The sequence below is a fragment of the Domibacillus iocasae genome (assembly GCF_001750285.1).
GTDB lineage: Bacteria > Bacillota > Bacilli > Bacillales > Domibacillaceae > Domibacillus > Domibacillus iocasae.
On sequence record NZ_MAMP01000001.1, the window covers coordinates 223,739 to 243,502 of the forward strand.

At 42.4% G+C, this 19,764-nt stretch carries 15 protein-coding genes; 5 read left to right on the forward strand and 10 right to left on the reverse strand.

Features of this window, described 5'->3' with window-relative positions:
• Window positions 1-6: 6 nt before the first annotated feature.
• The 7 genes from BA724_RS01135 to BA724_RS01165 all read right to left on the reverse strand — a co-directional run bounded on the left by BA724_RS01135 (window position 7) and on the right by BA724_RS01165 (window position 7,334).
• A complete protein-coding gene (locus BA724_RS01135; RefSeq protein WP_069936856.1) occupies window positions 7-1,032 on the reverse strand; it encodes a Gfo/Idh/MocA family protein in 1,026 nt (341 codons plus the stop codon).
• Window positions 1,033-1,037: 5 nt separating this feature from the next.
• A complete protein-coding gene (locus BA724_RS01140; RefSeq protein WP_069936857.1) occupies window positions 1,038-1,757 on the reverse strand; it encodes a ThuA domain-containing protein in 720 nt (239 codons plus the stop codon).
• Window positions 1,754-2,788: a LacI family DNA-binding transcriptional regulator gene (locus BA724_RS01145; RefSeq protein WP_069936858.1), complete on the reverse strand. Its 1,035-nt coding sequence runs from the start codon at window positions 2,786-2,788 to the stop codon at window positions 1,754-1,756. The genes BA724_RS01140 and BA724_RS01145 overlap by 4 nt, the downstream gene beginning before the upstream one ends.
• A gap of 39 nt (window positions 2,789-2,827) precedes the next feature.
• Window positions 2,828-3,652, reverse strand: coding sequence for a carbohydrate ABC transporter permease (locus BA724_RS01150; protein ID WP_069936859.1), 825 nt, complete (start codon window positions 3,650-3,652; stop codon window positions 2,828-2,830).
• Window positions 3,652-4,512 (reverse strand): carbohydrate ABC transporter permease, encoded by an 861-nt coding sequence (locus tag BA724_RS01155; protein WP_069936860.1) that lies wholly within the window; start codon window positions 4,510-4,512, stop codon window positions 3,652-3,654. The genes BA724_RS01150 and BA724_RS01155 overlap by 1 nt, the downstream gene beginning before the upstream one ends.
• A gap of 95 nt (window positions 4,513-4,607) precedes the next feature.
• Window positions 4,608-5,900: an ABC transporter substrate-binding protein gene (locus BA724_RS01160; RefSeq protein WP_069936861.1), complete on the reverse strand. Its 1,293-nt coding sequence runs from the start codon at window positions 5,898-5,900 to the stop codon at window positions 4,608-4,610.
• 405 nt (window positions 5,901-6,305) lie between these two features.
• On the reverse strand, window positions 6,306-7,334 hold the full coding sequence (locus BA724_RS01165; RefSeq protein WP_069936862.1) for an oxidoreductase: 1,029 nt from the start codon (window positions 7,332-7,334) through the stop codon (window positions 6,306-6,308).
• Window positions 7,335-7,500: 166 nt separating this feature from the next.
• Between BA724_RS01165 and BA724_RS01170 the strand changes: the two genes are divergently transcribed.
• Genes BA724_RS01170 through BA724_RS01185 form a run of 4 tightly spaced genes read left to right on the forward strand, consistent with a single transcriptional unit; the run spans window position 7,501 to window position 11,932 of the window.
• Window positions 7,501-9,117, forward strand: coding sequence for a GGDEF domain-containing response regulator (locus tag BA724_RS01170; protein ID WP_069936863.1), 1,617 nt, complete (start codon window positions 7,501-7,503; stop codon window positions 9,115-9,117).
• On the forward strand, window positions 9,114-10,160 hold the full coding sequence (locus tag BA724_RS01175) for a HEAT repeat domain-containing protein (protein WP_069936864.1): 1,047 nt from the start codon (window positions 9,114-9,116) through the stop codon (window positions 10,158-10,160). Before BA724_RS01170 ends, BA724_RS01175 begins: the two co-directional genes overlap by 4 nt.
• On the forward strand, window positions 10,160-11,557 hold the full coding sequence (locus tag BA724_RS01180) for a glycosyltransferase family 2 protein (protein ID WP_069936865.1): 1,398 nt from the start codon (window positions 10,160-10,162) through the stop codon (window positions 11,555-11,557). Before BA724_RS01175 ends, BA724_RS01180 begins: the two co-directional genes overlap by 1 nt.
• A gap of 21 nt (window positions 11,558-11,578) precedes the next feature.
• Window positions 11,579-11,932: a response regulator transcription factor gene (locus BA724_RS01185; RefSeq protein ID WP_069936866.1), complete on the forward strand. Its 354-nt coding sequence runs from the start codon at window positions 11,579-11,581 to the stop codon at window positions 11,930-11,932.
• 39 nt (window positions 11,933-11,971) lie between these two features.
• Here BA724_RS01185 and BA724_RS01190 read toward each other — a convergent pair whose 3' ends face one another.
• From BA724_RS01190 to BA724_RS01200, 3 genes are all read right to left on the reverse strand, one after another.
• Window positions 11,972-15,079, reverse strand: a complete 3,108-nt coding sequence (locus BA724_RS01190) for a hypothetical protein (RefSeq protein WP_069936867.1) — start codon at window positions 15,077-15,079, stop codon at window positions 11,972-11,974.
• A complete protein-coding gene (locus BA724_RS01195; protein ID WP_069936868.1) occupies window positions 15,066-17,933 on the reverse strand; it encodes an ATP-binding protein in 2,868 nt (955 codons plus the stop codon). Before BA724_RS01195 ends, BA724_RS01190 begins: the two co-directional genes overlap by 14 nt.
• Before the next feature lie 90 nt (window positions 17,934-18,023).
• Window positions 18,024-19,196 (reverse strand): FtsW/RodA/SpoVE family cell cycle protein, encoded by a 1,173-nt coding sequence (locus BA724_RS01200; protein ID WP_069936869.1) that lies wholly within the window; start codon window positions 19,194-19,196, stop codon window positions 18,024-18,026.
• A gap of 157 nt (window positions 19,197-19,353) precedes the next feature.
• On the opposite strand from BA724_RS01200, the gene BA724_RS01205 reads away from it, so the two are divergent.
• Window positions 19,354-19,674, forward strand: a complete 321-nt coding sequence (locus BA724_RS01205) for a thioredoxin family protein (RefSeq protein WP_069936870.1) — start codon at window positions 19,354-19,356, stop codon at window positions 19,672-19,674.
• Window positions 19,675-19,764: the final 90 nt, after the last annotated feature.

Below are 19,764 nucleotides of genomic sequence, written 5' to 3' on the forward strand. Positions count from 1 at the left end.
CTTTGATTAAATACGGACGATTTGTTTTCCTGCGCTTGACTCCAGTGCCGCTAAAATAACTTCGAGTGATTTTTTGCCTTCATTTCCGCATACAGGCGGGGTTTTGTCTTCTACAATACTGTTAATAAAATGTTCCACAACGTGTGTATCTGTTTGCTGGCCTTCTTCGTTCGACTGGATCGTCCCTAAGCTGTGGCGCTCGCTGTTGCCGTTTTTGTAATCGATAATAAGCGAATAATCCGGGTCATCTTCTAAACGCATTATGCCTTTTTCCGCATAAAAGACAGTTGAATTGTCTTCGCCGCCGTTGTATGACCAGCTTGCAGCCAGCGTACCGATAATGCCGCTTTCTGATTTTAAGATGCATACGGCATTGTCATCTACTGTGGAATTTTGTTTAGCCGATGTTTCAACAAATGCTGCTGCCTCCACAAATTCTTCACCAATTAAATAGCGGAGCAAATCCGTTTTATGAACGCCGAGGTCACCCATCGCGCCAATAAATGCTTGTTCTTTATCAAAGAACCAGCTATGCTCGCCATCTGCACTCCAATTTTCCGGCCCGCTGTGACCGAATGCCGTGCGGAAGCTGTATATTTTGCCGAGTTCGCCGCTTTCAATGATGCTGCGAGCTTTTGCATGTGACGGGACAAAACGCTGGTTGTGCCCGATCATTAATTTTTTTCCGTTCTCCTCCGCCGCTGCGATCATTGCTTCTGCTTCTTCACTTGATGTGGCCATTGGTTTCTCGCACAGAACATGTTTGCCCGCTTTCAGTGCGGCAATGGACACCGGCGCATGAAGAGAGTTCGGTGTGCATACACTCACTGCATCGATCTCTTCATTTTCTAAAAGTTCATTGTAATCCACATACGCTTTCGCGTTGTATTGATCCGCAAAAGCATGTGCACGCGCTGCAATAATATCGCAAAAAGCGACGATTTCAACATTTTCGTTCATTGCATATTCAGGAATGTGACGGTGTTTTGCAATGCTTCCACAGCCAATAATGCCTACTTTAATTCTTACCATTTTATTTATTCTCCTTTTATCGTTTCAATTGGTTGTGCATTTCCGTAAACAGGACGCTCCCGTTTCACAGGCGCGGCCCATTTTACTGCGTTTTGAATTACTTTTTGGACGTTTTCGTTATAATATGTAGGGTGTGTTTCATGTCCAGGGCGGAAATAAAAGATTTTGCCATTGCCGCGCTTGTAGGTCACGCCGCTGCGGAATACTTCGCCTCCTTCAAACCAGCTCATAAAGACAAGCTCGTCCGGTGCCGGAATATCAAAGTGCTCACCGTACATTTCTTCATGCTCTAGTTCAAAATATTCACCGATGCCTTCTGCAATAGGATGCGCCGGGTCAATGACCCAAAGGCGTTCTTTTTCGCCTGCTTCGCGCCATTTTAAATCACACGACGTACCCATTAAAGTTTTAAAGATTTTCGAAAAATGACCGGAATGAAGAACAATCAATCCCATTCCATCCAGCACGCGTTGCTGTACTTTTTTCACAATCTCATCGTCGACTTCTTCATGAGCCACGTGTCCCCACCAGAGAAGTACATCTGTATTATTTAATACGTCATCCGTCAACCCATGTTCTGCTTCATCCAATGTCGCTGTTTTAACAGTCCGGCCTTCTTCTTGAAGAAAATCGGCGATCACTTCATGAATGCCATTCGGATAAATCTCTTTCACTGTTTCATTTTTCTTTTCATGACGGAATTCGTTCCATACTGTAATATTCATCTGATCGCCTCATTTTCTTTTATTTTTTTGCATGATTCCCGTACAACAATCGATGTTGGGACCAAAATATTCCGCTTCATCATGCTTGGATTTTCCAAAAGATCAATTAACGTTTTCGCAGCTTCAAAACCAAGTTGAAACGGGTTGATATTAACCGTTGTCATCGGCGGACTTGATAATTCAGACAGCATCGAATCTGTAAACGCTGTGACCGCCATATCATCAGGCACTCGCAGCTTTTGTTCATATAGTGCTGACAATATGCTCATTGCTGCTAATTCGTCTGTTGTGACAATTGCTGTTGGCCGTGGATTTAAATCAAAGATTTTTTTAATTATTTCTCTAGCGTTTTCTTTTGAGGTTTCTTGTCTAAACATAAATTCCGACTGAATATTCGCACGCTTTAACGCCTGTTTATATCCATGTTCACGATCTTTGTGCACTTCAAACCTCGGATCGCCCCCAGCGTATGCAATATGCTCGTGTCCTGCGCGGATTAAGTACTCCGTAATATCACGGGCCGCCTTTACATTATCATTATCCACATACATGACTTTATCCATATGATCTGTCGGTTTGCCGATCATGACAAATGGAAAGTTTCGTTCTAAAAGCAGACGCAATACCGGGTCATCATCCTGTGAATAAAGCATAATCATGCCATCGACACTTTTTCCCTGCACCATATTTACGACTTCACGGTAAATCTCTTCATCCGACTCGCCGCTCGTCAGTAAAATGCTGTACTCTTTCTGGTGCAGCAAATCACTCATCCCTTGAAGCGCTGCCGGAAAAAACGGATCAGAAAGCGAATGCTTTGATGACGTTTTTCGGATAATGCCGATGGTCTGTGAGGACTGTGTGACAAGCTTTCTAGCCAGCAAGTTCGGATGATAGCCAAGTTCCTGCATAACTTTTCTTACTTTTTCTTTTGTTTCCTGTGTAATTTTTGGATGGTCGGCAATGACACGAGAGACGGTCGACGGTGCAACCTGTGCCCTTTTTGCGACATCTTTAATTGTTACAGTCATGACCGGTTCCTCCCTTTTCTTGTTTATAGTACCATTTTTTTATTTTACCGCGCCATCGGATACTCCTTTAATGATTTGTTTTTGGGCAAACAAGTACGCGATGATTACCGGGATAATCGAAATGGTTAATCCCGCAAGCGCCAAATGCCATTGTTTCGTATACTGACCAAAGAACAAGAACAATTTCAATGGAATCGTATCAGTTCCAGCACCGCTGATTACAAGTGACGGCAGAAGGTAATCATTCCAAATCCAGATGATATTCAATATCGCAACAGTAATCGAAATTGGTTTCAGCATTGGCAAAATGATGTACCAAAACACCTGGAACCGGTTACACCCATCAATCGTTGCAGCCTCATCAAGCGACTTCGAAATCCCTTTTAATGCCCCGTGATATAAGAAGATTGACAAACTGCACCCAAATCCAAGATACATAAATATTAATCCATAAAAATTCAGCGCATCCGCTTTCCCGAACAGAGCAACGAGCGGGATCATAACGGATTGAAACGGAATCAGCATCGCTGCAACAAAGAGGAAGAAAATCGCTCCAGACAGCTTGCTTCCATTACGCGACAATGCATAGGCTGCCATCGCCGAGAAAAAAAGGATAATGACAATACTAGCCACAGACATAAGCAGTGAATTCATAAATGTCTGTAAGAAGGCAAGTTCTTCAAACGCCTGCGTGAAATTATCAAATGTCCATTCCGTTGGAACTTTTAATGTATTTTGGAAAATTTCCAATTTTGTTTTAAAGGCGTTCACAATCATTAAATAAAATGGTGAGAGCCAGAGAAGACCGAAGAGAATTCCTAAAACCTCGATGATTAATCGCTGTCTGGATTTTTTCTTTTCCATTACATCTCCACCTCCCGTTTTTTGTTAATGTAGACTTGTGTTAATGAAATAATAGCCACGATGATAAAGAAGATAACGGCTTTTGCCTGTGCAGTTGCCATCATATTAAATTTAAATGCTGTATCAACGATGTCCATCGCAACCATCTTCGTTGAGTTAAATGGACCGCCATTTGTGAGTGACAAGTTTTGGTCATAAATTTTGAATGCGCCGGAAAGCGTCAAGAACATGCTGACAGTGAATGCGGGCATTACAAGTGGGAAGGTAATGTTACGGAATTTTTGCCATGGATTCGCACCATCGATTTCCGCTGCTTCCAACAAATCGCCTGGTACATTTTCCAAATAAGCGATGTAAATAACCATAATGTAACCCGCCATTTGCCAGCTCATAAGAATGACCATGCCCCAGAAACCTGTTGCAGAATCAGACAGCCAGCCCTGCATCCATTCAATGCCTGTTGCGCGGCCGATTGAGTCAAACACTTTTGTAAAAATAAACTGCCAGATAAATCCGAGAATCAAACCACCGATCAAGTTCGGCATAAAGAAAACCGTCCGGAGTAGGTTGCGTGATTTAATTTTTGATGTGACGAGCATTGCTAATGCAAGCCCTAAAATGTTAATGACAATAACAGATGCAACCGAGAATTTCACGGTAAACCAAAGTGCGTCCCGGAACCCTTCATCTTTTAACAAAGTTACATAGTTATCAAGTCCGAGAAACTGAGTGTAGCTGACTCCATTCCAGTCGGTAAATGAATAATAAATGCCATATAAAAGGGGAATGAGAACAACGGTTCCGAGAGCGAATAATACGGGTGCGAGAAAAAGCCAGAAGGAAAGATCTTTATTTCTCATGCCTGTAAAACCTCATTTCAGGTGAATTTGTGTAAAGAAAAAGATAACAGCGTGATGGAGCCTGTTATCTTTTTCGTTTTCAGGTGGCTCGTTGATTACTTGGCAAGTTTCGCCCATTCATCTTTTGATGCTTGAATCGCTTCATCCCATGACGCTTCGCCTGCAAGGTATTTCTGCAAGTTTGCACCCAGCACATCGCCCCATCCAGTTGGATAGCCAAGGAATGTCCAGCCGCGTGTATTGCCTTCTTGTGCGTATTCATAAATCGTCTTAGATAGTGGATCAGAGATTTTGTCAGTATCATAGCCATCGTAAGCCGGGATAAACTTGAATTGCGTTAAGACAGCTTCTTTTCCTTCTTCAGATGTATACATCCAGTCTAAGAATGCTTTTGCTGCTTCTTGCTCTGTTTCGTCTGCTTTTGCATTAACTGTCCAGTATTGCGGGACACCTACAGGCATTTTCATTTCACCATCAACAGGAATTGGCATAATGCCTACGTTTTGGGCAAGCTCAGGATCCATTTGCTCGATAGTTGGATATACCCAGTTTCCTTGCTGAATCATCGCTACGCGGCCTGTTGAGAATAACTCTTCCACTTGCTGTGAGTAGTCAAGGCTTACAACTGGCTGCACAGAATATTTGTTTTGAAGATCAATATACGTTTTGAATTGATCCGCTTTTGTAAATGGAAGCTCTTTTGAATTAAAAGCTTCTAAAGCGCTGTCATTGAAGTCAGCTGATGTAAAGGCATTGGAACCGTGGTTTCCGTCTACCCATTTTTCTTTAGCTGCCATTGCGAAGACACCGTCAAGACCAAGCTCGTCCTTTTTGCTGTCAATCGTTTCGGCTGCTTTTGTTAAATCTTCAATTGATTTAATTGATTCTGGATCAACACCCGCTTCTTCAAAAACCGTTTTATTGTAAACGAATCCGTAACCTTCCTGGTTAAATGGAAGACCTAATACTTCTTCGCCTTCCGTTACGGTGTCAAGTGTTCCTTCAAGCGCTGCGCCAGCCGCTTCTGTATCACTCAAATCTGTTAAACGATCACGGTATTCTGCAACAGCCGTTGGACCACCAATGTTAAAAATCGCCGGCTCATCACCAGATGAGAATTTCGCTTTTAAAGCTGAAGCGTAATCGTTACCGCCTCCGACTGTTTCTACGTTAATATCCACATCTGGATTTTCTTCTTCATATTGTTTTGCAAGCTCTTCAAACTGCTCTTTAAACTCTACTTTAAACTGGAAAACATCAACAACCGTTTTGTCGCCGCTGCCGCTGCCTGAATCGTTTGAAGAACCACTCTCTTCTTCAGCTGTTGAACAGCCAGCAAGACCTAAAAACAATGCGGATGAAAGTACAAATGCTTTTTTCTTAAACATGTCATCTACCCCTTTGCAGTCTTTGATTTAGGTTGAAAGCGGTAACCGTTTTCAACTTCTGCACATAATATAACACCGCTTTTATGAAAACGTCAACACTTTTTAAGAAATCGTTTGCATGTTTTTTGTAAAGCCTTTCATCATTGTTGTATCAATATTTATTTTTCTTGTATATACAAAATGATTTTCGAAGTTTCCACGCAAACGATTGCTTCTTTTTTCACAAACAAAAAACAGCAAGAAGCGCTGTTTTTTGACATTGCTGTACATTTTAAATGTCTGTTCATGAATTCTTTCTTTTTTCTTCGCAAATTACATACAGATGATGTCGAATAAAAGATGTCCACTTTAATCAAAAAGCGAATAAAAAAGGGTGTCTCTGAAAAACGAGGCACCCTTTTCTACTTAAATCTGAATCGTTCGCTTCTCCCGGCTGCTTGCGCGTGCCGCCTCAATAATGCGAATCGTCTTCACTCCATCCTCCCCTGTAACCGGGCATGGCTTTCCGTGACGGATACATTCGTAAATATCTTGATAGTAATGTCGATAATCGCCTGGAAGCGTGACGACTTTTTCGCTTCCGCTGCTTGTGTACAGCGTGCCATACTGATGAAGCGGATCCATGCCCCAATCTGCCCCATCCGGCCGCTTGCCTTCTAACAATTCATCTTCCTGCGGGTCTTCTCCTTTTTTCATAAACGTGCCAAGGGTGCCGTGCACTTTATATTTTGGCCCCTGTTCAAATGCCATCATGCAGCTGTGCAAAATAACCCTTTTTATTCCATACGTCAGGATAATATGAAAATAGTCATCGACAACCGCATTTGGCCGCTGTCTTTGAATATCTGCGGTTACACTGTCCGGCACACCAAACAATGATATTGCCTGGTCAATTAAATGAGCTCCCAGATCATAGAGAATGCCTGAGGCGGGCTTATTCTCTTCACGCCAACCAGTTGTGACAACCGGTTCAAAGCGATCATAATGCGCTTCATATAAATAAATATCACCAAGTGTTCCCTCGTCCATCAATTTTTTAACAGTTAAAAAATTTCCATCGTAACGGCGGTTTTGATAGACACTCAGCATCACATTATGCTCTTTCGCACATGATGTGAGCTCCTCTGCCTCCTTCATTGTTGCCACCATCGGCTTTTCGACAACGACATGTTTTCCTGCCTCAAGCAATTTTTTAGCTATATCAAAATGCAGGCTGCTCGGTGTTGTTATTACGACAAGTTCCACATCCGAACGCACTGCTATGTCTTCTATCCGTTGAACGACCTCGACTGCCGGCAATTTCTTTTTCACTTTATCCTTATTAGAGGATAAAACACTGATGAGGTTGTACTCGTCCATTTCTTCCAAAAAAGGCGCATGAAAGGTTGAACCGGAAAATCCGTATCCGCTTAACGCCGTGCCGATTGCCGTCATATCTCCATCTCCTTTGGTTTATCTATTTCATTTCTAAAAACTTTTCCCACTCTTTTATTTATTTAAACGATTTACATTCAATGTGTTCGATATAGTGATATATATAGTATAATTGCGAGTAATGAAAACAGAACTTTTCCACTTTTTTTGAAAGGATTGACATAACATGGCTCGAAATGATTACCGGGCAATGCTTTCTAAGCGCATGGAAAAGGAATTTTCCAGCTGGTTTGATCAGGAACATATCCATGAACGAGATTTGTACCGCTTTTTACATACAATAAAAGGTACTGCCGGCACAATTGGAATGGATGATATGTCTTCTTTTTGTTCGTCCCAGCTGGAAAACCTTTCAGAAACAAGCAGTGCTTTAATTCCGGTACGTTCGTTAAAAAACTTTATTTTGTTGATGAGAAACTTTTTTCGTGGAGAAGAAGAGGCTGCTATTTTAGAAGTAGAGCAGATCGAGGAAGTCCCTGTTTCAATTGAAGAAAACAGCTCTTTTATTTTAATGATTGATGATGATGTAGAGTTTGCTTCCTTTATGAAAGAAACGCTTGAAGAAAACGGGGTTCAAGTTGTCATTGCGTTAACCGGCAAGCGGGGCGTGGAGTTGTTTTATACCCTTCAGCCGCATATGGTGATCGTTGATGTGCAGCTGCCGGATATGAATGGATTTGATATTTTAACACAAATCGGTGATATTGCCCGGAGCCTGTATGTGCCTGTTACATTAATCAGCGTGGATGGAAGAATTGAAAATCAAATACGTGCGTTTGAAATGGGTGCCATGGATTTTATTCCAAAGCCGCTTGATATGACAGTTTTTGTCCCTTACATTTTAAACCGGCTGAAACACAAATTGGCGATTTGGCAATCAGCCTTGACAGATGAATTAACTGGTGCTGGAAATCGACGGCAATTCACGCAGACACTTTCACAAATTTCTGCTTTAGCGGAACGAAAGCGGTACACCTATACGCTTGTTATGCTCGATTTGGATTACTTTAAAAAAGTGAACGATCAATATGGGCATCCTGCCGGTGATAATGTTCTGCGGAGCTTCAGCTCGCTTGTTTTAAAAATGAAGCGGGAAACCGATTATTTCTTTCGGTATGGTGGAGAAGAATTCGCTTTAATTCTGGTTGACACAACGCCGCAGGAGGCTGTGATTTTAATAGAGCGGATCCGTTCAAAAATGGCGGATATATCCTTTAACGTGCCTTCTTTTGATCCATTTCATGTGACGTTTTCCGCCGGCGCGTCTGAATATCGTATTGATGAAGCCACCGTTTTAAATGAAGCGGACCAGGCGCTTTATAAAGCAAAGCGGAATGGCCGGAACCAGACGATTATATACGAAATCGACAGCGGTGATGTAAAGCGCCATTTGAATATTATGATTGTAGATGACGACTTGCTCGTGCGAAAAATGTTGTGGAAACAATTTTCAGGCTGGAAACCGAATGAAATTGATGTAGCAGTCCATGAGTATCCGGATGGCATCTCCTTTTTAGAATCTAATTGGTACAAGCCAGATGAAAATTATATGATTCTTCTCGATGGGATTATGCCAAAAATGGACGGACTCGAAGTACTGACGAATGTTCGCAAGCGATTCCCTGATGACAACATTGTCATATCGATGCTGACGGCGCGGACAAACGAAGCGGATATTGTATTAGCGTTAAAAAGTGGCGCAGATGATTATATAGTGAAACCATTCCATCCTCAGGAAGTCGTCGCGCGGGTTCAGCGCCTCACAAAGAGGATGTTTAAATGACCATTTATTTTTTTCTTCTGATGATCGCTTTTCTTTTTCTTTTCCAAATCGCGCTTCTTTTCTATTTAGTCATTCACAAAAAAAAGCGGCAGCGCTATGAAGAGGAAATAGAAAGCCAGTATAATCATTTAACCGAATCTTTCAGTTCTTATATTATTGAACCTTCCGATGTGCGCTTCCTATATGCCATCCGGACGATCCAGCATCAGGAAGTCGTATTGGAACGATTATTAAACGGCTATGTGGCGTTTACGAAAGAAGCGAATATTTCACCTTTAGTTAAACAATTGTCTGAAGAATTTTTAACGGAACCCTACAGCCGAATACTTGGCCAGCGCAATTGGGCGAAGCGAATAAACATACTGCATTATATTGAAGACTTTCATATGACTTCCCTGTCTCCTGTTTTATTTGAGCGGCTTACTGCTGCCAATACACTAGACGTTGAAACACAGCAGCTCATTCGGACGCTTGCTTCACTAGACGAAACAAAGGTCATCAAAGAGTTAGGACGGTTTCCAAACGTGTCGATCCGACTATATGTTGACGTCTTTAACCGCCTGCATAAAGAAAGTACGCCGAAGGAAATCCAATCTGCTCTTGACGGCCCAGATGTAACATTGAAATATGCGGCACTTGTCTTTATCGGGCAGTCCGGTGCTATATCTTTTCTCCCTGCTGTTGAAAAAGAGCTGGAAAGTTCTCACGCTGAGACGAGGATTCAAGCCCTCAAAACTCTTTTCCGGCTGGAGTATATGTCAGATCCTGATTTGCTTGTACCCTTTTTTGAATCATCGATTTGGACGGAGCGCATGTTTGCTGCACGTATAGCTGGCATTTTGCAGTTTTCCCGCTATAAAAAAATATTGAGCACGCTGCTGGGAGATTCTGTTTGGTGGGTCCGTTATTCGGCTGCTGAGGCATTTACCCATTTTTCAGATGGGGATGTCATTCTTGCTCATTTGTCCGAAAACCACCCTGATCGTTACGGACGGGATATGGCTGCACAGTGGCGGATCTATCGACCTGGAGGGGACAATTAATGAACTCATTTTTTCTTGTTCTTTCTTATGTAATTATTGCTTATATGCTGTTTTCCAGCTTAAGTTATATGGCTCTTTTTTTACTCGCCTTTCGGAAAGTGTATCGGGAAAGTGAATTAGATCCCCGTGAAGCAACAGAGGACATAGCGGGAAACGACCGGACATTTCCCGTCTCTGTTCTCGTTCCTTCTTATAACGAAGAAGTGGGGGTTGTCAGTACAGTGCGGTCCCTGCTCGCCCTTGAATACCCTGAAATAGAGATTATTGTCATTGATGATGGCTCCAAGGATCAAACTTCAGCTCGGATGATTGAGGAATTCCAAATGACAGAGACTCCCTATGCTGTCCGGACTTATTTGCAAACTGCTGAAATTAAAGCCATTTACCAATCGTCTATCTTCCCTTATATCCGCCTTATCAAAAAGGTCAATGGCGGAAAAGCAGATGCACTGAATGCAGGCATTAATCTATCATCGTACCCTTACTTTTGTGCCATTGACGGCGATTCAATCCTTGAAAATGATGCGCTTTTAAAAACAATGAAGCCCATCATTGAATCAGATGGCCAGATTATTGTGACAGGTGGCTCTGTGCGGATTGCAAACGGATCGACCATTTCAAGAAGTAAAGTAGAAACAATTAATCTTCCAAATCATCCGGTTGTTCTTATGCAGATTATTGAGTATTTCCGCGCCTTTTTGATTGGCCGGCTGGCACTAAGCCGGCTGAATATTTTGCTGATTGTTTCCGGTGCTTTCGGTGTTTTTCATAAAGAGCGGGTCATCCGCGCCGGCGGCTACAATAAAAAAACAGTTGGTGAAGACATGGAACTTGTTGTCCGTCTGCATAGATTGCTGAAAGAAGAAAAATCAAATCAGCGAATTGAATACATACCGGACCCTGTTTGCTGGACCGAAGCACCCGAATCCCTTGAGGTGTTGCGCTCTCAGCGAATCCGCTGGCAGCGCGGCCTGTCTGAAACGCTCTGGACGCATAAAAAAATGATGCTCAATCCTTCCTATGGATCGATCGGGTTGGTGTCGATGCCTTATTTTTTATTCGTTGAATTGCTTGGAGCCATTTTTGAGTTTTGCGGTTATTTTATTATTTTCGGCGGCTTCTTTTTTTCACTGATTGATCCGAAAATTGCCGGCATCCTGTTTTTAGTCACTATTTTTTACGGGTCACTTATTTCTGCGCTTGCCGTTCTTTTGGAAGAATTGACCCTTCATAAATACCCAAAAGTTTCTCATTTGGTTCGGTTATATGGCTGGGCGCTAACGGAGACGTTTTGGTATCGGCCACTTATGGTCATTTGGCGAATCCAAGGTATTTTTGCCGCATTTCGCAAAAAGCAGCATTGGGGCGATATGAAACGAAAAGGTATCTCAACATAAACCACATGGAGGTGGGCTGAATTGAAAAAGATTTTAGTAGCCGATGATGAAGAAATTTTGCGCATGTTAATTGTAGATACGCTCGAAGACGATTACGATATTACAGAAGCTGAAGATGGACAAGAAGCGTTGAACACTATTCGGGCACAGACACATGACTTAATAATCCTCGATTATATGATGCCCTATTTAACAGGAATGGAAGTGTTGGAAGAGATTCGGAAGGAAGGTATCCTAACACCTGTTTTAATGCTGACGGCTAAAGCCCAGGAAGCGGATCGAGAGCTGGCAATGGCGCAAGGTGCAGATTACTTTATGGCAAAGCCGTTTAGTCCGATTGAATTAATGTCACTTATTGAAAGCATACTTGATTAAAAAACGGACAGCTCCTCAAAAGAGCTGTCCGTCTTTATATTACTGGTCTTCTTTTTCAAAACGATTTTGAAGCAAATAATAGGATTGTTTCAGCCTTTCCTCTGAAAGGTTACCTTCATTCCAAGATTCCCATTCGTACATATTCATCTTCGGAATGGCATCTGTTGATTCTTCAGCAAAAGATACAGCGATGCCAATGCCTTCAATTGTTTCTTCCGCTGCTATTCCTTCTTTAAAGATATCTCCCATTGCTTTATGACTACTCGGATCTTTCATATTCAACAACAGCCATGGAATGCGGAGTTCAACGTCTCCTGATTCTTTATTCACATAATAATCCGCAAGAGAATCATAATCGGCTGATTCCGGATTGCTGTTGCCAAACCGCATAACCCCTGTTTCATAATAATCAAACGGAAGCACTTTGCCTGTATCAGGCCGAACAATTTCTTTGTTTAATGCCAATCGAATCGGATTTAACACCCCGCTGTTATTCACCGGCTTTTGCGGCGTTGGCTTTAGCATTGGCACATCAAATCCGTATTGATACAAAAAGGTGTCGTAATAGGCATCTATCCGGAGATTCCCTTTTTTCTCGTTATCAAATGATAATTCAAACTCCGGATTATTTAATTCAAACGATACGCCTCCAAACTTCTCGCTTCCTATTGTCGGATGAACATCAAAATAAATCGTCGGCATCTTCCCATCTACTGTTTTCGACCGGATGTAAAGGTAGCGTTCATCGTGTGTAACATAAAGGTGATCTTCCTTCCCCTGGAATGGTTTAATCCCTTTCCAGTCCTTCATATTCTCATCTGTTTTCACAAGCAGCCGGTCAAAGCTGAGAAGTCCAAACTGCTGCTCGTTTGTCTGGGCATTTGACCAATATGGACGGCGCTCCGGGTCATCCAGATCCATTGTATTCCATGTTCGTTTAAACCATTCATCCTGCCACGTAAACACAAGGCCACCCATCATCTTTTCCGCTAAAATATCATCGTATAGATGAATAAGGCCTTCACCTTGTTGCTTTTCGCTCATAAAGCCTTGATTTAAGCCAAACGCGTTTCGATGGGTCATGCCGCGGGAAGCGGGAATGCCAAATTCCGCAATCAGCACCGGCATGTCATGCGCCGCACGCAGGTCATGCAAATAGCCAGCGTAGCTGTTGTTTTCACCTCGTGAATCTTTGTATGTTAAATATTTGTCGTCCAAATTTAAAAAGTCAGGGTAATATGGATACACATGGTAAGAAGCGAACATCTGCGTATCCTTTTTAGGCCTGATCGTGTTCGGATTAACCGATACTAAATCTTCCTGCTTCTGCGGCTCAGCCGGATGGTCAAGCAAATCCGTCGTCACCCAGTTCGTAAAGCTCATCGGCCTTGTCCAATTGTACGTGTCGGCCTCATATTTCATCATTGTATCCATTTGCTCGGCCAGCCAAATTTCCATCGGTTCAGCTTGTTCTGTCCGGACAAACGCCCCTTCGTATTGGGCAAGGCCTGCATGTTTCGTTTTCATATTATCAACCATATACGGGTACCATTCGATTCCAAGCACCCAGCCGATTACATAAGGCGATATATCCGCCCGGTAGACACCTGACGCATGGCCTGTGCGCTGTTCAATATCCGCATTGCCATGAATCACATCGGCAACTCGTTTCATTTCAGACTGAAACTCATTCGTAATTTCTGGCGTGAATGCATCAAGGGTCTCTTCTAACGGCCCTTCATCAACCCAGACACCATGCAGCACATAAATCGGCTTATCGTGTTCCTCATTATATCTCTTTAATGCGTTATAAAAACCGGGTGGATGAATCGTATAAACCCGAATCATATTGGCATTCATTTCACCGATTTGAGTCAGCCAGTCATAGTACTCCGATTCTGAAATGGCGGCTTCTCCCGGGAAAGCGCCCGGCTTGCCCATACCGATGTTTACGCCTTTGGCCGTTATCGTTTTCCATTTGCCGTCTTCAAGCACATCAAACCGATCGCCATTTAAGCGAGCTGTGTAAAAAAGGCCGTTTTTCTCTTCCACCGGAACTGCCGCCGCTTCTTTTTCTGCTTTTTTCTCCATGGACAATACGCCTTTCATAAGCGGCACATACGTTTTCCAGAAAAATGCCTGCTCTGGATAAAGAGTGGATGGTGTAATCAGCGCACGCATAGAGGCAAAACCGGCATATTTGTAAACAGAAGAGACCTCAGCTGTATCCGCAAAGTCCCCTGCGAAATAAAACAGATCAGACTGTTCATAAGCATGGTGAATAACAGCCGGGAACGACAGAGGAATCCCTTCTCTTTCCACTGCCGCTTTTCCCTTTTGGGATAAATCCCATTGGTAGTTTGCTAGAATATCGTTTGTGTTTTCCGGTACGGTTATATCAAACCAATACGTGTATGGGGCTGCTTTATTAAGACCCGTTATGCGTTTTCCTTCAGGTGTAAAATCCATCGTCAGCTTTGTACTGTTCAAATCACCTGATTCATCTGAGAGCACAATTACTTTTTCTTGTTCTTCGTTCACAAGCACAAAACCAGAACCTTTAAATGTCCACTTTTCACCATCCGCTTCATAAAGCGAGATAATACCTTCTGTCAACTCGTTATTATCTTTGCTTAAATCTTGAAAGGCGCGTCCGGTCCATCCAGTCGGCTTTGTGTGAAGAAAAGAGGCCATATCGTTTTTTACATCTTGCTTTGTTGGAGACGCAAACGTATTAAACTCCATAATCAAGGTTGTTGGATGATCGGCTGTTTGCTGTTTGATCGCTTCCCACTCACTCATTTCCAAACCGCCGTATACTAAATTATTTTCTTCATCGTATACTCCATACGTATCGACCGCATAAATGACGTCAGCATCTTTAAGACTTTCGGGCAACGCCTTTTCTTTCGTTTTCTTTTCAGGAAAGTAGCCGTAATAGTCATCCTCCCCGCCAAAGGTGCTAAAATGCAAATGCTTCAGCACCCAAGAGAGAGCACGGTGCTCTCTTTTATCGTCCGTTGGCACGGTTTTATCCAAAATCACCACCTTTTCTTCTTTTGTTTCGCTCAACTCCCATATAAGCCGGGGCAGCAAAAGCAAAAAAAGAATCCCTGGCAGCACAATCCACTTTTTATTTACTTTCATTTTGACCAGAACCTTTCTCTGGATAGAAAATAACGCCTTGCTGCATTGGCTCCGTTAAAAACCCCAGGATGGCTTTCGACAACTCGTTAGGAGGATACGGTTTCGTTAAATAATGATCAATTTGACTTAGTTTTTCTGCCTCTTCTGTTTGGTTAAGCGCAGAAGAAATAATGATTGGAATGTTCCGGGTTTCTTTTTCTTCTTTTAAAAGGCCTACTAAATCCCACCCATTTAAATCGTCCCCAAGCATTATGTCAATGACAACGCCTACAAGCGGTGTTCGTTTTGCTTCTTCAAAGGCTTCAGACGGATTCAAGTGATAGATCACCGTAAAGCCATTCATCTTTAGTTCTTCTGATAACAGGAGAGCCAGACTCATATCATCTTCAACAATCATAACAGACGGACTGTTTTCTTTTCCTTCCTCACGAGCCATCCCGCCCGTTCCGGATGAAAGAAGCGGCAATGAAAAACGGACTGTTGTTCCTTTTTCCTCTTCTGATTCAATTGTAATCATGCCATTATGCTTTTCGATAATCTCGCGGCAAATCGCCAGCCCCAGTCCTGTTCCGCCAATTTTCCTGCGCGCGCTGTTATCAATGCGCTGGAATTTATTAAATAGCTTCGGTACAGCTTCGGCTGGAATGCCAATGCCTTCATCCCGTATCGACACAACGACCTGATTTTCTTCATTTGAAAGGTTCAACGTTACGTGGCCGCCATCCGGCGAAAACTTAATCGCATTGCCGATGATATTGGTCAGCACTTGGGCGAGACGCTCTTTGTCACCTTCAATTCGCACATCTGTCGCTTCATCCACTACAACAATCGGGTGACTGCTTTCTGAGCGGAAACGGGCCACAGCTTCAACAGCTATCTCATTGATTTGCAATTCTTCTATTTGATAAACTTGACTGCCCGCCTCCATTCGCTGTAAATCTAAGAAATCGTTAATCAAGTTTGTCAGTCTTTTCGCTTCTTTGTAAATCGTTTCCAAGTACTTTTTTTGTTTTTCCGGCTTCAACTGCTTATGAAGCAGCAGTTCCGTGAAACCAAGAACACTTGAGAGCGGCGTGCGCAGTTCATGGCTCACAGTGCTGACCAGCTCCGTTTTCATCTGATCGACTTCATACTCTTTTGTAATATCACGATGAACAAAAATGGTTCCTGTTTTTTCTCCATCAATTAAAACCGGGGCGCTGTATACATCAATGACCCGTTCTGAGGGCTCTAAAACTCTATACCGGTATTCATAGACACCGTGTTCATATTTAGATATGCAGTTTTCCAGAAATCCTCTCATTTTTGGCGGATCATCGGTTTGACTGGCCAGCTGATCAATCCACTGTCCTTTTTCAACCGCTGCATCAAGCGGCACATTGCCGCAATTAAGAATCGAGCAAAGCGCTTCATTTCGCTGCAGCATCATACCATCAGTCCCAACAAGTTGAATTCCTTCGTTGATGTTGTTTACAATCTGTTCATTTAATACCCGTTCTTTTACATTGCGTTCATACAACTGAATGCGTTCAATGGCCAAGGAAATCCGATTGACCAAACCAAGCAGGTCTTTTTGTTCTTCCGAAGAAAAAGGATGCCCAATTCTTGCACCACCGAATAAAGCCGTCATCTGTCCATCTTGATTGCGTACACCTGCAAAATACTCATGAATATAGACTGTTTCTGAAGCAAGCCCTTTTTCCTGAACCGCTTCTCTTTTCACTGTAAAAAAAGAGTCTTCTTTCAGCCGCTGATCAATGTATTTAATGCGGCTTTTGGAAAACTCATCAAACAAAGCCTTTGTTACGCCTTTCAATGCATATTCTCCGCTGTCCCGAAGCCAGAACAGTCCCAAATCCAATTGATAGACCTTATCCAAATATTCCAGGACCGAGTCTGCAAGCTCTTGTTTGTCGAGTGAAAAAGAAAGCACATGATTTAATTCATTGTAGCGCTCCAGCCGTTCTTTCGTTTGTCTTGTTTCACAAAGCGAATCTTCAATTTTTATTTGGTGCTCCTGCAGCTCTTCCTGCTGCATAATAAGCTCTTCATTTTGAGCCATTAGCTCTTCTTCTTTTTCTTGGATGGTTCGAATCATGGACCCGAACGAAGAAAACAACACACCGATTTCGTCATTTCGATCGACCGGCAGCAAGGAAAAGCTTTTTCCGGATGCGAAATCATCTGCTGCTTTTCTCATATGTTCAAGCGGTCTTACAATTTCTTTCATCATGCGCCAAATTAAGTATGTAATAAACAAGAATAATAGAAAGATAAAGACAATCATCATTAGTGTGAATTGATTGGCCTGCTGAAGCATTTCTTCTGATAAAGCTTCCAAATCATCATCAATATCCGTTTTATATTGCTTTGCATAAGCCACAAATTGATTTACCGAATCCGTTAGGCCGCTGCTAGAAAACTCGCGAAGCCCCTCATAATCATCTCTTTCTACCATTTCAATCAGGGCAGGCAGTGATTCATTTTCATAGGCAGCCATAAATTCAGTAAGCTGTTGTGTTAATTGTTTTTCTTCCATATTTAAATGAATGTTTTTTAATTCAGTCAATGCCTCGTTTACTTGTTCAATATCTACATACACCTGCTCAAGCTCTTCATTATTTTGAAAAGCCACATACCCTCTTGCCCGAAAAAACATATCATTTAGCGAATCCCGCAGTGTCTCCAATTTCACCTGCTTATCATATAATGCTTCTCGCTTTGACATCAATTCTTCTTGTGAATGTTTCATATAAACAAAGGCACCAGCCCCCGCTGCTGTTAACAAAAATAAAATAGACAATGATAAAAGTAAATAACGGCGCCGAATGCCGGATGTTACAGCTTCTTTCATGCTTAATCCTCCCTTTCCATTCCATATTTTTCATTATAGACCGTTACAATAGTAACGGAAAGCAATAAAAAAACCCGCTATATAAGCGGGCTACGATTGATCAGATGAAAACATATAGTGACGTTCATTGTACGTAATCGAGAAAACAAGTGCCAGCGCCAGCATATTCCCCATAAGCGAGCTGCCCCCGTAGCTGATAAACGGCAGTGGAATCCCGGTAATTGGCAGAAGCCCAATCGTCATACCGATGTTCTGGAACGCATGGAATGTAATCATCGCAATCACACCTGCACACATGTAAGAATAATAGGGTACTTTTGTTGTTAATGCGAGTTTCGTAATGTGATAGATCAGCACGAAAAAGAGACTGACGACGATCGATGCACCAATGAATCCATACTCTTCTCCAATAATACTAAAAATAAAGTCCGTGTGGCTTTCAGGGAGATAAACTTCCCGATAGCCAAACCCTTTGCCCATTGTCTGCCCGGAACCAATGGCAAGAAGCGACCTTGTTAAATGGAAACCAGTCGAGCTTTCATAGTTGTAAGGGTCCAGCCAGGAATAGATACGGCCGAACTGATACTGCTTCACGCCCATATATTTTTCCAGAATGGCCGGGTGCCATAAAACCATGTAAAAGATAAGCGCAATAAGCGCCGATGCACTCCCAAATAATGGAAGCAATATTTTCCAGGTGATGCCAGAAACAAAAATCATCCCAAGCAAAATGGAAATTAACACAAGCGACGTGCCAAGATCGGGCTGCTGCATAATTAAGAGAAGCGGCACTCCAGTTGTAGCTCCAAGCTTTACCAGAAGAAGTAAATCACTTTGAATCGTTTTAATCGGATTTTTCAAATGGTGATTCACCATAATCCGGGACAGCGTTAAAACAAGAAAAATTTTAAAAAACTCGGATGGCTGGATTTGTCCTATTCCGGGAAAACGATACCAGCTTTTTGCGCCATTAATTGTCGGCGCAATGGATGACGGTGCAATAATTAAAAAAACAAGCAGAAAGATCCCGATGCCGTACAAATACCAAGACATGCCATGAAATTGATCTGAATCAAAGCGGATAAATAAAGTGATAATGCCAATTCCAACCACATACCAGACAACTTGCCGGATGACAAAGTTTGTACCATATTGACCGGTCGTCTGTGCACTGTAAATCGCGACACAGCTGACGATAAATAACATAAGCAAAATTAACATCAATCCGTAATCAATACGGCTTGATTGTTGTTGAGAATTCATGTAAACTCCTCTTTCTACTAAAAATAGGCCAGTTTCTATTATAACGTTCTTGAGTCATTGTACAACAGTCAAACGGTTCAGAAACAAGAAATCTTTCAACAAGCATGGTAAAATACTTAAGCAAAAAACTATTATATAAGAAGAAAGGGTGTTTGAAATGGAAGCTATTAAAACGAACGAACAATTTGAAGAAATTATTGCCGGAAGCGAACCGGTCATCATTAAGTTTTACGCCGGCTGGTGCCCGGACTGCACAAGAATGGATATGTTTATTGATGACATTATCGCCGATTACGGACAGTATCGCTGGTTTGAATTGAACCGTGATGATTTTCCTGATGCGGCGCAAAAATATGACGTGATGGGCATACCAAGCCTGCTTTTATTCCAAGATGGCGAAAAGCTGGCACATTTGCACAGCGCCAACGCCAAGTCTCCGGAAGAAGTACGCGACTACCTGGAAAGTTTGCCTGTTTAATAAAAAAGGATGCTGCCGCATCCTTTTTTTGAGCGATTATTTTACTGCGTTCGCCGGTATTTTGCTGATTGCTCCTGAATGAACTGTGTG

Coding starts and splice junctions, on each gene's coding strand:
- BA724_RS01145 (WP_069936858.1), bottom strand. CDS start 2,788: ATGACTGTAACAATTAAAGATGTCGCAAAAAGGGCACAGGTTGCACCG.
- BA724_RS01180 (WP_069936865.1), top strand. CDS start 10,160: ATGAACTCATTTTTTCTTGTTCTTTCTTATGTAATTATTGCTTATATG.
- BA724_RS01160 (WP_069936861.1), bottom strand. CDS start 5,900: ATGTTTAAGAAAAAAGCATTTGTACTTTCATCCGCATTGTTTTTAGGT.
- BA724_RS01205 (WP_069936870.1), top strand. CDS start 19,354: ATGGAAGCTATTAAAACGAACGAACAATTTGAAGAAATTATTGCCGGA.
- BA724_RS01195 (WP_069936868.1), bottom strand. CDS start 17,933: ATGAAAGAAGCTGTAACATCCGGCATTCGGCGCCGTTATTTACTTTTA.
- BA724_RS01155 (WP_069936860.1), bottom strand. CDS start 4,512: ATGAGAAATAAAGATCTTTCCTTCTGGCTTTTTCTCGCACCCGTATTA.
- BA724_RS01165 (WP_069936862.1), bottom strand. CDS start 7,334: ATGACGGCAATCGGCACGGCGTTAAGCGGATACGGATTTTCCGGTTCA.
- BA724_RS01200 (WP_069936869.1), bottom strand. CDS start 19,196: ATGAATTCTCAACAACAATCAAGCCGTATTGATTACGGATTGATGTTA.
- BA724_RS01135 (WP_069936856.1), bottom strand. CDS start 1,032: ATGGTAAGAATTAAAGTAGGCATTATTGGCTGTGGAAGCATTGCAAAA.
- BA724_RS01190 (WP_069936867.1), bottom strand. CDS start 15,079: ATGAAAGTAAATAAAAAGTGGATTGTGCTGCCAGGGATTCTTTTTTTG.
- BA724_RS01150 (WP_069936859.1), bottom strand. CDS start 3,652: ATGGAAAAGAAAAAATCCAGACAGCGATTAATCATCGAGGTTTTAGGA.
- BA724_RS01140 (WP_069936857.1), bottom strand. CDS start 1,757: ATGAATATTACAGTATGGAACGAATTCCGTCATGAAAAGAAAAATGAA.
- BA724_RS01170 (WP_069936863.1), top strand. CDS start 7,501: ATGGCTCGAAATGATTACCGGGCAATGCTTTCTAAGCGCATGGAAAAG.
- BA724_RS01175 (WP_069936864.1), top strand. CDS start 9,114: ATGACCATTTATTTTTTTCTTCTGATGATCGCTTTTCTTTTTCTTTTC.